The organism is Flavobacterium taihuense (genome assembly GCF_019351435.1).
GTDB lineage: Bacteria > Bacteroidota > Bacteroidia > Flavobacteriales > Flavobacteriaceae > Flavobacterium > Flavobacterium taihuense.
This window is the reverse complement of the sequence record NZ_JAHWYN010000011.1, coordinates 60545-74880: the sequence shown is the minus strand read 5'-3', so window position 1 is coordinate 74880 and position 14336 is coordinate 60545. Positions and strand designations below refer to the sequence as shown.

The 14336-nt window shown below is 33.1% G+C and carries 13 protein-coding genes; 7 read left to right on the top strand and 6 right to left on the bottom strand.

What is annotated here, in order from left to right; translation table 11 throughout:
* Positions 1-41: 41 nt before the first annotated feature.
* The 3 genes from corA to KZH69_RS13140 form a co-directional block, all read right to left on the bottom strand.
* Positions 42-1112, bottom strand: a complete 1071-nt coding sequence (corA, locus tag KZH69_RS13150) for a magnesium/cobalt transporter CorA (protein WP_219317933.1) — start codon at positions 1110-1112, stop codon at positions 42-44.
* A gap of 140 nt (positions 1113-1252) precedes the next feature.
* Complete coding sequence (gene dnaK, locus KZH69_RS13145) at positions 1253-3136, bottom strand: molecular chaperone DnaK (RefSeq protein WP_219317932.1); 1884 nt, start codon at positions 3134-3136, stop codon at positions 1253-1255.
* Between the two features lie 647 nt (positions 3137-3783).
* On the bottom strand, positions 3784-4569 hold the full coding sequence (locus KZH69_RS13140) for a sulfite exporter TauE/SafE family protein (protein WP_255557919.1): 786 nt from the start codon (positions 4567-4569) through the stop codon (positions 3784-3786).
* Positions 4570-4763: 194 nt separating this feature from the next.
* Here KZH69_RS13140 and rlmH point away from each other — a divergent pair, with 194 nt between their 5' ends.
* Both rlmH and KZH69_RS13130 read left to right on the top strand, forming a co-directional pair.
* Positions 4764-5237 carry a 23S rRNA (pseudouridine(1915)-N(3))-methyltransferase RlmH gene (rlmH, locus tag KZH69_RS13135; RefSeq protein ID WP_219317931.1) on the top strand — a complete coding sequence of 158 codons (474 nt, stop codon included), beginning with the start codon at positions 4764-4766 and terminating at the stop codon, positions 5235-5237.
* 223 nt (positions 5238-5460) lie between these two features.
* Positions 5461-5931, top strand: a complete 471-nt coding sequence (locus KZH69_RS13130) for a CHRD domain-containing protein (RefSeq protein ID WP_219317930.1) — start codon at positions 5461-5463, stop codon at positions 5929-5931.
* Positions 5932-6008: 77 nt separating this feature from the next.
* Here KZH69_RS13130 and KZH69_RS13125 read toward each other — a convergent pair whose 3' ends face one another.
* Both KZH69_RS13125 and folP read right to left on the bottom strand, forming a co-directional pair.
* Entirely contained in the window at positions 6009-6647 is a 639-nt protein-coding gene (locus KZH69_RS13125; protein WP_255557918.1) for a hypothetical protein, read from the bottom strand.
* 1 nt (position 6648) lies between these two features.
* Positions 6649-7470 (bottom strand): dihydropteroate synthase, encoded by an 822-nt coding sequence (gene folP / locus KZH69_RS13120; protein WP_219317929.1) that lies wholly within the window; start codon positions 7468-7470, stop codon positions 6649-6651.
* Positions 7471-7556: 86 nt separating this feature from the next.
* Between folP and KZH69_RS13115 the strand changes: the two genes are divergently transcribed.
* The 5 genes from KZH69_RS13115 to KZH69_RS13095 all read left to right on the top strand — a co-directional run bounded on the left by KZH69_RS13115 (position 7557) and on the right by KZH69_RS13095 (position 11873).
* Positions 7557-8096: a DUF1599 domain-containing protein gene (locus KZH69_RS13115; protein ID WP_219317928.1), complete on the top strand. Its 540-nt coding sequence runs from the start codon at positions 7557-7559 to the stop codon at positions 8094-8096.
* 60 nt (positions 8097-8156) lie between these two features.
* A complete protein-coding gene (locus KZH69_RS13110; RefSeq protein ID WP_219317927.1) occupies positions 8157-9257 on the top strand; it encodes a BT_3928 family protein in 1101 nt (366 codons plus the stop codon).
* A 303-nt stretch (positions 9258-9560) separates the two neighbouring features.
* Entirely contained in the window at positions 9561-10055 is a 495-nt protein-coding gene (locus KZH69_RS13105) for a TlpA family protein disulfide reductase (protein WP_219317926.1), read from the top strand.
* A gap of 43 nt (positions 10056-10098) precedes the next feature.
* Positions 10099-10851: a triose-phosphate isomerase gene (tpiA, locus tag KZH69_RS13100; protein WP_219317925.1), complete on the top strand. Its 753-nt coding sequence runs from the start codon at positions 10099-10101 to the stop codon at positions 10849-10851.
* A 224-nt stretch (positions 10852-11075) separates the two neighbouring features.
* On the top strand, positions 11076-11873 hold the full coding sequence (locus KZH69_RS13095) for a hypothetical protein (protein WP_219317924.1): 798 nt from the start codon (positions 11076-11078) through the stop codon (positions 11871-11873).
* Between the two features lie 428 nt (positions 11874-12301).
* Here KZH69_RS13095 and KZH69_RS13090 read toward each other — a convergent pair whose 3' ends face one another.
* Entirely contained in the window at positions 12302-13969 is a 1668-nt protein-coding gene (locus KZH69_RS13090; protein ID WP_219317923.1) for a tetratricopeptide repeat protein, read from the bottom strand.
* Positions 13970-14336 lie beyond the last annotated feature (367 nt).

Genomic DNA, 14336 nt, shown 5'->3' with positions numbered 1-14336 from the left:
AATCAGTTTTAAATAATAAACTGTTATTTACCCAACAATAATCAAAACCATCTTCGTCTTTTAAAATAAAAAACCATCCCAAGTACTACCAAAAACATAAAACTCACTACCAGATAATATCCATTCTCATATCTCAATTCGGGCATATTATCAAAATTCATCCCATAAACCCCAACAATAAAAGTAAGCGGTATGAATATTACCGAAATAATAGTCAGCGTCTTCATAATCTCATTCATCTTATGAGTTTGAGCCGCAAAAAAGAAATTGGATGCACTTTCCAGAGATCCCATATCGGATTCTATTTGTTCCAAAAGTTCTAAGCATTTTTGATGCAAACGCGTAAAAAAACTAAAATTTTCAGAATCAATTTCATTGAATACATCATCCTCTTTGATGCTTTTGATATCATATAATGAGTCCCGAAGTGGTATAATGGAACGCTTCAGGAAATTGAAATTATCCCTGTGCTTTTCAATTCTTTCCAAAATAATAGGATCTGCACTATTTTTGGTGAGATTAATCAAATCTTCTATTTTGTCTTCCTCATTTTCTATAGTTATATAAAAATTACCAATAATGGCATCCAACAAAATATATAATAAATAATCGGCCTTCTTATTTCGTACGATTCCTGAATTGGTTCGGATGCGCTCACGAATGTGAGTAAAAAAATCACTTCGCTTTTCTTGAAAAGAAATCAAGATTCCTTTTTTTAATAAAAAACTTATCTGCTCCACTCTGATATCATCTGTGGTTTCTGAAGGAAGCATGGATTTAATGTTGAAAAATAAGACGTCGTGTTCCTCCTCAAGTTTGGTTCTTCTGGTGGTATTCAAGATATCAGCCAACATAAAATTGTCTATTTTAAAATGGCTTGCTATTTCTTTAAGCAAATCAACATCACTCAATCCGTGAATATTTAACCAATTTATTTTAGTTAAATCTATGTGCTTTTCCAAGTTAGCAATAGTACCATTCTCATATTCATTAACCGTACAATCATCATAAACAAACAATTGCATTTCAATCTCTTTATTTCTGTGCAAACCAGTATACTCTAGTGTATAAGGCTGTAGTCGTTTGCCTTTCTTATATTTAATCTTTCTCATAAAATAATTTGTATAGTAATATTACAAAAAAAACTGTACATACTTGACTTTAAAACACAAAAAAACCGAGCTACTGCTAGCTCGGTTTTTCATTTATTATTTAGTAGAAATACACCGAAATGCATCTCTACAAGAAATAATTATTTTACTTCTTCGAATTCAACGTCTTCAACATTGTCTCCTTGAGCTTGAGCTTGTGGCTCAGCAGCAGCTTGACCTTGTTCTCCTTGAGCGTACATTGCCTCTGTAGCTGTTTTCCAAGCCGCATTGATGTTGTCAAGAGCAGTTTGAATTGCTTGAATGTCTTGAGATTGGTGAGCCATTCTCAATTCTGTCAATGCATACTCGATAGCTACTTTATTCTCATCAGATAATTTAGCTCCAAGTTCTTTCAATTGAGACTCAGTTTGGAAGATCATTCCATCTGCTTCGTTCAATTTTTCAGCTCTTTCTCTTGCAATTTTGTCAGATTCAGCATTTGCTTCAGCATCTTGTTTCATTCTTTCGATTTCTTCAGAAGTTAATCCAGAAGAAGCTTCGATACGAATGTCGTGAGATTTACCTGTTCCTTTGTCAGTAGCAGTTACTTTGATGATACCATTAGCATCAATGTCAAAAGCAACTTCGATTTGAGGAACTCCTCTTGGTGCTGGTGGAATACCATCTAAGTGGAAACGACCGATAGTTTTGTTATCAACAGCCATTGCTCTAGCTCCTTGCAATACGTGAAGCTCAACAGATGGTTGAGAATCAGAAGCAGTAGAGAATACTTGAGATTTTTTAGTTGGGATAGTTGTGTTAGCTTCAATTAATGTAGTCATAACTCCACCCATAGTTTCAATACCTAAAGATAAAGGTGTAACGTCAAGTAACAATACATCTTTTACATCTCCAGAAAGAACTCCACCTTGAATAGCTGCTCCAATTGCAACAACCTCATCAGGGTTAACTCCTTTAGACGCTTTTTTACCAAAGAATTTTTCAACTTCTTCAACGATTCTTGGGATACGAGTAGAACCTCCAACCAAGATAACTTCGTCAATGTCATTTACTGTTAAATTTGCATTTTTCAACGCTTTAGCAACTGGTGCCATAGAACGTTTTACTAAAGAGTCAGTCAATTTTTCAAATTGAGCTCTAGTTAATTTTTTAACTAAGTGTTTTGGTCCAGAAGCTGTAGCAGTTACGTATGGTAAGTTGATTTCAGTTTCTGCAGAAGATGACAATTCAATTTTAGCTTTCTCAGCAGCTTCTTTGATACGTTGCAATGACATTGGGTCAAGACGCAAATCGATACCTTCCTCAGCTTTAAATTCGTCAGCTAACCAGTCAATAATTTCGTGATCAAAATCATCTCCTCCTAAGTGAGTATCTCCATCTGTAGACAACACTTCGAAAACTCCGTCTCCTAATTCAAGAACCGAGATATCAAAAGTACCTCCACCTAAGTCGTAAACAGCAATTTTTTGATCTTTACCTTTTTTATCCAAACCATAAGCCAAAGCTGCAGCAGTTGGTTCGTTGATAATACGCATTACTTTAAGACCTGCAATTTCTCCAGCTTCTTTTGTAGCTTGACGTTGTGCATCATTAAAGTAAGCAGGAACAGTAATAACTGCTTCTGTAACTGTTTGACCTAAATAGTCTTCAGCTGTTTTTTTCATTTTTTGAAGTGTCATAGCTGACAATTCTTGAGCAGTGTACAAACGACCATCAATATCCACACGTGGCGTATTATTGTCACCTTTAACTACAGAATAAGGTACTCTCTTAGCTTCTTCAGTAATTTCAGCAAAAGAATGTCCCATAAAACGCTTGATAGAAGCAATAGTCTTAGTTGGATTAGTTACCGCTTGTCTTTTAGCAGGATCACCTACTTTAATTTCTCCACCTTCTACAAAAGCGATGATAGATGGTGTTGTTCTTTTTCCTTCAGCATTAGGGATTACTACTGCTTCATTACCTTCCATTACAGAAACACAAGAGTTTGTTGTACCTAAATCAATTCCGATTATTTTACCCATTTTTAATATATTTAATTTTATTGTATACTTATTTTAACGGCTCGAAGACTCTAAGGCAATCATTATGCCAATATAAAAATCCGAGTAAATTGTCAGTTTTCATTACAATTGTCATAAAACAATATGACAAACTGACATTTTTAAAATATATTAGGCAAGACCTCATTATGAATAAGAGTCAAATATAGTACATACCTATTCGGTTCCTTTCATAATGCGGTCGGGTTATTTGGGCTAATTCGTTAGCTTCCGTCAAATAAAACTTACTGAACTCCATTCAAAATAAACACTTAGTTGAGTAATCCCTCTAGCAGTCCTAAAATCATTATATAAACAAAGAAATTATATCTTTTCTAGAAAATCTAATTTGATAATTTCCACGATTTCTTTAGAGGAATCTCATAACTACCCAATTCAGCAGAAAAATATCAATACAATAACCATTTCTTAAACGAAATATTCCAACCTGCCTGATTTCCATAATCGACAAATAAAATTCTCAAATCAAGCTGATTTATTCTTAACAAACAAAAAAACGCAGATTCGCAGATTCTGAAAAATAAAATTTTCTATAATCTGCGAATCTGCGGTATTTCTCAAAGCCGATGTTTGCTTTTACTATTTCTATCTAATACACACTCTAAATATCAGGCAACCAATTTAAAACCAACATAAAACAACATCACGGCGATTGCATTTCTAAGCAATAAATCAGGCAGTTTTCCACTCAACATACTGCCCAAATATATTCCAGGCAATGAACCCAATAATAAATGCCCTAATATATTCAAATCTAAATTTCCCATTGAAGCGTGACCTAACCCAGCAACAAGTGTTAAAGGTACCGCGTGCGCAATCTCAGTTCCCACTAATTTTGGAGTAGGTAAAAGTGGATATAAAAAAAATAAAGTTACTGTCCCTAAAGCTCCTGCTCCAATCGAAGTAAGAGTTACTGTCGCTCCTAACATCACCCCGATGGCAACCGTTAATAAATTTTGTGTTTTACTCTCACTATGAAATTTATCTCCAGCGTGTTTTTGTGAAAAAACCAACAATTTCTTTTTGAATATAATGGCTACCGACGTAAACAACAATGCCCATCCCAAACTATATTTAATAACCTTATTCAAAACTTCAAGGTCTGTTTTCAAATTATGAAGAATCCATAGAGTAAGTAAAGCTGCAGGTACACTTCCTAAAGTCAACCAACCTGTTATGGTCCAATTAATATTTTTTTTCTTATTATGAACATAAACGCCTCCAGACTTCGTAATAGCAGCATATAACAAATCGGTACCTACAGCCGTTGAAGGAGGTATTCCAAACCACAATAATATAGGAGTCATCAAAGAACCACCTCCTACACCTGTCATCCCAACAATAAAACCAACTACTAATCCAGCTACAATTAATCCCACTAAGTCCATAGACATTATATTATTTTTGGCAAAAGTAGACAAAACATTATGATATCCAAATGATTTAAAGAAAAATAAAAATTCTTCTAATTTTATAAGACGCAATAATTTTTTGTACAAACCTATTCAGAGATTATGGCATAAACTGCTATGCGAAACAATGAATTACAAAGTCTTTTGTAACTTTGTGCTTTTGAAACCCAACGAAGATGAACATCAAACTGATTGCCATTGGCAAAACCGACAATAAAGCATTACAAACCTTAATTGATGATTATACCAAACGATTGTCTTTTTACATCAAGTTTGATTTAGAGATTATTCCAGATATCAAAAACGTAAAAAACTTATCTGAAAGCCAACAAAAAGAAAAAGAAGGGGAGCTTATTTTGTCCAAAATCACTCCAACAGACCACCTCATTTTATTGGATGAAAACGGAAAAACCTTTTCTAGCGTTGCCTTTTCTGCGGAATTACAAAAAAAGATGAACTCAGGAATAAAAACATTGGTATTTGTAATTGGAGGCCCTTATGGTTTCTCTGACACTGTATATGCCAAAGCAAATGGAAAAATATCGCTTTCTTTAATGACATTTTCGCATCAAATGGTACGCTTATTTTTTATAGAGCAATTGTATCGTGGTTTTACCATATTAAGAAACGAACCATATCATCATCAGTAAAACTAAGATTTGCAACAGCTTCTATATATAATTTTCTAAGTAAAATAGATTTAATATTCCAATTACCTATTTTTGGCAAATAAAAACAAATAAAAGCCTAATTACTAGATGTTTAATACAAAATAAATCATTAACTTTATCTGATAAATATCATACTTGTTAAAAATAAAATGATATTTTTTTTTAAATTAATCTTTACTATTAATTGAAAAATCAAGTTATCATGAAACATTTTGCATACATTTTTACAATTTTAAGTGTATTTTTAGGTATCACTTCTTGTTCTAATGGAGGAGACGACACTCCAACTCCTACTCCTACTCCAGTTATTGTGCATTTCACTGCCTCTTTAACGCCTGTCGCGGGCACTGGTTCACTTGCATCTGGGGATGCAAAACTCGAATTTAATCAGACGGCCAAAACGTTTGAAATTACGGTAACCTTTACAGGGCTGACGGCTACAACAGGCCATATACACGGAGCTGACGGAGCGCCTGTATTTCCATTTTCTAGTTTCACCTCACCGATAAAACAAACCTATGCGATAAGTGATGCTCAAATAGTGGAACTAATGGCCAACCATTATTACGTAAACTTGCACAGCGCTGCATTTCCAAATGGAGAAATAAGCGGATTTCTCATGAAAGGCGAAACCAGCGGCGGTGGCGGTGGTGGTGGTGGTGGCAGTTATTAACCCCACCTTCCTCGAATAAAATAAAGCCTTTCTAATCAAACAGAAAGGCTTATTCCAAACAAAAAGTAATATTCTACTTAATAAACATACTCCTGATCTTTGGCTATAGCAATTAAATTTTCCGAAAGAATTATTGTTTCTATAAAGACCATATTCTGAATATAGCTACCATAACTACACTCCTTATCAAAACAAAAAGCAAACTGCGTTGGATTTTCAACAAATCTTTTATTTAAATATTCTAGTAATTTAGATTTTGCAACTTTGACATCATTCACTTGAATTGTATTGTTTTTTCTAAAGTAAATAGCATTAATCAACTTTGGCTTTTCCATTTTATAATACACTTGCGTAAAAGGAATAAAAGCTAAATTTTTACCAATACTATCCGCATAAGAATAATAATTGAGCGCCAATTCGTTTCTGTGTTCTTTTTCCTCACGTTTGCGTTGCTGCAGTTTCATTACTTCTGGAATCACTAACCGTAAAGGTAGTCGTTTGTCAATATTCAAAATCCAATTGGTCGTAATTATGCTATTTTTCCTGTTTACTTCAGCCAAAGTATCTTTCCCTTTTACTCTAAAAAAAATATAAATTGGCGAAAGGTCAACCACATCCTTTACAATTGTTTTTCCAGCTTTGGGCAACAAAATATCTTCTTTATTTCCACAAGAAACAAGAAGCAACAACACAATTCCAAAAAAATATTTTATCATTTTAATTTAGTTTATTAAACAAAGTAACACACTCCACTGCTTCTTTTACATCGTGTACTCTCAGGATTTTAGCCCCTTTTGTTAAGGCAATTGTATTCAAAACTGTGGTACCATTCAAAGCCATTTCTGCATTCGAATTCAAAGTTTTATAAATCATTGATTTTCTAGAAATTCCAACCAACAAAGGCAATTCCAGTATTTGAAACAATTCTAGTTTTTGCATAACACTATAATTTTGTTCCAATGTTTTTGCAAAACCAAAACCAGTATCCACTATTAAATCATTTATCCCAAGTGTTCTTGCAGCGGCAATTCGTTCCGAAAAATACAACAACATTTCTTTTATTATATCCTCATATTGAGTGAGCGTTTGCATCGTTTGTGGCGTTCCCTTCATGTGCATCATGATATAAGGAACATTATATTTGGCAATAGTTTCCAACATTTTATCATCTAATTTTCCCGCTGAAATATCATTGATAATAGCTGCTCCATTTTCGATACAAATCTTCGCTACTCCAGCCCGAAAAGTATCAATTGACAAAATAATACCCGAGAAATGTTTTTGCAGTAAATTCACAACAGGAATTATTCTTGAAATCTCTTCTTCTTCCGAAACAAACTCGGCATTGGGTTTACTCGAATACGCTCCAACATCAATAAAAGTAGCACCTTCACTAATCATTTTTTCAACCCGTTCCAAAAGTTCCTTTTCATTTTTATACTTTCCTCCGTCAAAAAAAGAGTTGGGAGTTATATTCAAAATCCCCATTACTTTTGGCGTGGAGAGGTCTATGAGTTGGCCTTTACAATTTATAGTCATTCCAATCTGGTTTTAGAAACTTAAATTCTACATTCAAAAAAATTATTCTTATTTTTGATGCAATTTTAGACAAATATACACCAATAATGAAGAATACTTCACAAGAATATGATAACGTGATTGCCATTTGTCGCTCACTGTTTATCAATAAAATGAAAGATTACGGTAGTGCTTGGCGGATTTTGAGACTTCCCTCTCTAACTGATCAAATTTTCATAAAAGCCCAAAGAATTAGAAGTCTACAGGAAAATGAAATTCGTAAAGTTGACGAAGACGAAACTGGCGAATTCATAGGTATTATTAATTATTCGATAATGGCGCTAATTCAATTGGAATTAGGCGTAGTCGATCAGCCCGATTTGGATACGGAAAAAGCAACTGAATTATACGATGCCAAAGTAGCTTTGACCAAAAAATTAATGGAAAACAAAAACCATGATTATGGGGAAGCTTGGCGCGAAATGCGTGTAAGTTCATTAACCGATTTGATTTTGCAAAAACTACTTCGTGTCAAACAAATCGAAGACAATAAAGGAAAAACAATTGTTTCCGAAGGGATCGATGCCAATTATCAGGATATGATTAATTATTCGATTTTTGCTTTGATTTTGATGGGCAAAAAATAAATTTGACGAAGCTGTACATAAAGAATTCCTAAAAGAATACTATTAAAAACAAAACCCTAAATGAAAAACATCATCACCCAATTCTCCCGAATTTTCGTTGGAATCCTCTTTATAATCTCTGGGCTAATAAAACTGAATGACCCTGTAGGATTTTCTTACAAACTAGCTGAATATTTTAGTGAACCGGTTTTCAATCTGCCGTTTTTTGTTCCTTATTCCTTGGCTATAGCCTTATTTATTGTTAGTCTGGAAGTAGTTTTGGGCGTAATGTTGCTCATTGGTTTCAAATCAAAATGGACGATTTGGCTTTTGTTACTTCTAATTATTAAGTTCACCTTTTTAACCTTCTATTCTGCTTATTTTAACGTAGTGAAAGACTGTGGATGTTTTGGTGATGCATTACACCTTACCCCTTGGCAATCGTTTACTAAAGATATTATCTTATTGTTCTTTATATTAATTCTGTTTATTAATATGAAACTAATAAAGCCTTTATTCAATAATAAAACTCAAAATAGTCTGGCAATATTAACCATTTTTTTATGTGCTTTTATGGGGTATTGGGTTATCAACCACTTGCCTCTAAAAGATTTTCGTGCTTTCAAAGTGGGCAATAATATCCAGAAAGGAATGGAAATTCCGGAAGGTGCTCCTAAATCAGTAGTAGAAATGATTTTTATCTATAAAGTAAATGGCGTTGACAAGGAATTCGCTGAGAAAGATTTGGCTAATATTCCTGCTGGTGCCACTTTTGTAGACCGAAAAGACAAGGTAATAACCGAAGGCTACGTCCCTCCTATTCATGATTTTGTTATGGAAAAAGATGGATCCGATTATAAAGAAGAACTTTTACAAGAACCAAAATTACTGATGGTCGTTGCCTATGATTTAGCTTTGGCCAATGTTGATGGTCTCACCAAAATGGAACAAATCAGTAAAAAAGCTGTTGCAAAAGGTTACAAAGTAATTGGAATGACAGCTTCAACGCCAGAAGAAATCGCAACCATCAAAAAGCAATACGGTATCACTTTCGATTTCTATTTCTGTGATGCCATTCCACTAAAAACTATCGAAAGAGCCAATCCTAGTTTTGTGCTTCTTGAAAAAGGAACCGTAAAACAAAAAGTACACTACAATGATGTCGAAGATTTAGTTTTTTAATTTTCAAATCCATATAAAATATAAGCCTTGCAGAAAAATCATTTTCTTGCAAGGTTTTTTATTTGTTGGTAATGAATAAAAGTAAATCACAAAAAAATATCAACTATAACGATATTGTAGTCGATTTTAAAGATTTTCACATTAAAATTCCAAAATCAGTTTACCAAATTTAGAATTCTTTGGTTAACTTTGTGACAATTAATTTTTAAATGAGTTCGCTATGATTCCAAACCTAAAGGAATGAAGAATGGCGGTTCTTCCCGATAGCTATCGGAATTCAATAAAAACAAGCATTAACCTTATATGAAAAAAATAGCCCTTTTAATTATTGTATTTGCAACCTTTTCCTGTTCACAAGCTCAGAAAACTGAATTTTCTAAAAAAGCACTAGCCGAAACTTTATTAGCTACAGACGGCAGTCAAATTAAATTTAAAGATATTCTCAAAAATCAAAAAGGTAAAACCACCGTTATTGAGGTTTGGGCTTCATGGTGTGGTGATTGTGTCAAAGCAATGCCAAAACTAAAAGAACTTCAAGCCAATAACCCAGACGTTTCCTTCGTATTTCTCTCAATGGATAAAACTGCTGATAAATGGAAAGCCGGCATCGAAAAACATGAATTAAAGGGTGCTCAATTCATGGCAAACGACGGAATGAAAGGTATCTTTGGAACTGCTATTGACTTGGATTGGATCCCAAGATACATCATTATAGACAAAACAGGAAAAATTGTCCTTTATCGCGCAATAGAAACCGACTTTGAGCAAATCAATGCGGCCTTAAAACAATTGCAATAACAAAAGAATTAATCACAAAATAAAACTATAAAATACTACAAAAATGAGAAAGAAGATTGTTGCAGGAAACTGGAAAATGCATAAAAATGCAGCACAAACTAAAGAATTATTGAATGAACTATTGACTCAAATTCCAGCTGAAACAGCTGCACAAGTAATTGTTGCCCCAACATTTGTGAACTTGGCTTCGGCAGTAGAAAACTTAACACACTCTAATATATCAGTAGCTGCACAAAACGTACATCAAGCAGAAAGCGGAGCTTTTACAGGCGAAATCTCTGCAGATATGCTTACTAGTATAGGTGTAAATACTGTAATTTTAGGTCACTCAGAACGCAGAGCGATTTTTCATGAAACAGATGCTTTAATTGCAAGCAAGGTAAACACTGCTTTGAAACATGATATGACTGTTATTTTCTGTTTTGGTGAAGAATTGAAAGACCGTCAATCTGGAAATCATTTCAACATTGTGGAAAACCAATTGAAAGATGGTTTATTCCACATTGAAGCCAAAGATTGGGAAAAAATCGTTTTGGCTTATGAGCCAGTTTGGGCTATTGGAACTGGAGAAACAGCTTCGCCAGAACAAGCACAAGACATGCATGAATTTATCAGAGAAACCGTTCGCAAAGCTTTTGGTAGCGATGTAGCCGAAGATGTTTCTATCCTTTATGGAGGAAGTGTAAAACCCGATAATGCCAAAGAAATCTTCTCTAAACCAGATGTAGATGGCGGACTTATTGGTGGTGCAGCTCTTAATGCAAAAGATTTTATTGCGATTGTAACTGCTATCTAAAAAAGCTAATGTTTTTTTTTCAACTTTCCTAAAGCTGAATTACTTTTTAAATATCCTAAACCTGTTCAAGCAATCGAACAGGTTTTTTTTTATTACCCAATGATTTTTAACTTGTCACTAAAGTCTGTAAATGCCAAAATAAATGAAATAATAAATTTGAAATTCAAAGTTAAATCCTCGAAATTTGCAAACTTTAAACATTTACAATAAACCTCAAAACTTAAATGAAAATACCAAAAACGATTAAAAAAAAGTCCAATAAAATTTGGCAAAAATGGTCTATTGCTTTCCGAATTATTCCCGTCATTCTTTTTGTCGCCTTGTTAAAGTTTTTATCCCATCATTTTGAGTTAGAAGTTCTCGAATTAAATGCCTTATTTACCAGTTTAATAGCCGGAACTATCTTTTTAATTGGGTTTCTTATCAGCGGAGTTCTTTCCGATTACAAGGAAAGTGAAAAATTGCCAAGCGAACTTTCGGCAGCCATAAAATCAATATACGATGATGCATATACCATTTACAAAGGCAAAAAATCACAAAATGCTTTTCAATTCATCGCCTTCCAAAAAGGATTTGCTACTTCGTTAATGGATTGGTTTTACAAAAGAGAAACCACTGCAAGAATGCTGGACAAAATAAGCCAAATGAATGACTTTATTATTGAATTAGACAACGAAGGTATTCAACCAGGTTATCTCATCAAAATAAAAAATGAGCAAAACAACATCCGCAAAATGATCCTAAGAATTGATACTATCAGAGATACGAACTTTATTGGTTCGGCTTACGCTATCTTGGAAGCAATGGGATTTTTAATTGCATTCTCCTTAATCATTATAAAGATTGAGCCTTTTTATGTCGCCCTATTTTTTACCCTGCTAGTTACTTTTTTGATTTCTTATATGTTTTTATTGATTAAAGACCTCGACAACCCTTTCGATTATGCTGAGAATGGAGAAAGTGGTACCGAAATTTCATTAAAACCCATTCATGAACTCATAAAGGCATTTCAAAAACTATAGAGCTGTTTTCAAAAATTTAACTCAAAATAAGGTGCAAAATCATTTGTGTCGCTTTTTTTTACCAATCAAGAATAGTTTGGCATTATTATTGAATTACACTAGATAAAAAAAAGGTTCGAAGTTCAAGATCGAGTAATACACAATGCTAAAGTATTATTGATAGAATGATTATTACTCGATCATGCTTCAAAACCCAAAATTATTGTGATTGTTCTTTTGTTCATCAATATTTCAAAAAAGAAATATTTCTACCCCAAAAGGTTCAAGAAACTGCACATCGAAATTAATTAAGCCCGATTTGCCCAAAATCAAAAAAAATAAAAAAGGAAATTAGGTTTCCTTTTTTTATTGGAGCTAACTAAAACCCACAAAAAAACCAACGACATGAACACCGTTGGTTTTTCAACAATCAAATATATAAATAACCTTTATTTCAATGATTTTAATTGATCAATTGCATATTGATTGGCTGGATCGATACTCAGTGTTTTGCTAAAACTATCTTTTGCTTTAACTTTATCATTAACCACATAAATAATTCCTAAATTATTATAGGCTTCCACTAGTTTTGATTTCATTCCTTTGGTAGCTAGATCAGCAGGGGCTTTTTTGTTTGCCGTAGCAATGAAATCCTCATAATTTTTAGCAACTAAAACATCATTTTTAAGTAAAACCTGAATTCTGGCTTTAAAAAGATAGGCATCTTGAGTAGATGGGGAAGCTTTAATAATAGTATCTAAAGCAAGATCCGCTTTTGTCAATTGTTCGATTTGTTGCGGACTCAAATTTTCAACACCATTACAAGACCAATACACAGAAGAAGCAAAAAAGAAATTATCCATTAAGTATGATTTTGTTTCTGTGTTTGCAATTGCAATTTCATAAACAGAAGCTGCAGGAACATATAATTTTTTATCATACAATTTCTTAGCCAAATCAGGAAGTTCACTAGCAATTGCAGGACTCATATCAAACGATTTTTTAAGGTCCAAAATTCCATTATCAATAAGAGCATTATCAATAGGGACAAGACTTACTCCTTTGCTTAATTTTGCAGCACCTATATAATAATAATCTCTTGCAATAACTCTATTGGAAGGATTGTTAACATAGGAAGTTAATGAACTTATAGCTGTATCAAAATTATTATTATAATAAGCTGAATATCCTAAATAACGATAAATCCTTGGATTCACTTTATCTATTTTACTCATTTCGTTGGCTTCAGCTTCAAGTGCTTTATAATCTTTGGCAAGAATAAGGAAATCGGCATGACGCATGCGAGATTCCAAAGAGTAATCCGTCAAGGACATGTATTTTTCATAAAAAGCTAATCCTTTTGCAATATGGTCATCATAATTTCCAGCATCATTTAAAGCCCATAAATATTGGGTTTCGGCCAATTCACGATACACGGGACCATAAGTGGCGTTTAAAGCAATTACTTCGTCAAATGCAGTCAATGCGATAGGAAAGTTATGGGCATTCTTGATCAAAGTACCCAATCCCATTTTGGCTCTTAACAAGGTATTATCCAATCGAAACGCTTCACGATAACAATCATAAGCATCATTCTGTTTTTTATTGAATTTGTAAGCATCTCCCAAAGCCAATAAAACAGTAGTGTTTGCTGGGTCTATTAATCTGGATTTACTTAAAAGTTCAACAGCTTTTTTATAATCTGGATGTTCAGAATACGTATAAGCTTTACCAATATACACTGTTTCCTCTAAATCTTTTTTGCTGCTATTTTGGGTTGCTAATGCAAAATCTTTTTCAGCTTCTGCAGTATCTCCTTTATCCAATGCAATATACCCTAATCCTATATAACTGAAATTTCCCTTGGAGGAGCAAGTAATCCCAACATCAAAATGACTTTTGGCTGCCGGATAATCTCCTTTCAATAGACAAACGTTGCCTAAAAGAAATTTAGCATACCCATCTGTAGGTTTTGTGGCTGTGATTGTTTCCAAAATATTTTTTGCTTTTTCATATTGTTCGGCATCGATAGCAATTTTTGCTTGTTTTATATCCTGCGCTTGCCCCAAAAAAACAGAAAACAGTGTTGCGACGGAATAAATAAAAACTTTTTTCATGGTAGATTTATTAATTTGAATATTAAAATAGTGCTGCTTTAATTTGGAGTAAAACAACATTACAAATATAAAATAATATAAAACAAAAACAGCAAGTTTTAGTAATTAATTATCTATAATTCAGATAGTTATATTTTTAAAAACATGATAAAAATCATTTTTTATATCCATGAAAAAGGTATAACTATAGCATAAAAAGAAGAATAAAAATTACAAAACAACAATTTGCTGATTTAAAAAAAACACTAACTATTCATTGTCAATCGATTAATTCAAAAAATGGCATCATAATTGTAAAACAAAAAAAATCAAAGCGGTCCTATTTTATAGAAAATTGTCTTTTAAAGATTTTATATAAAAAGATAAA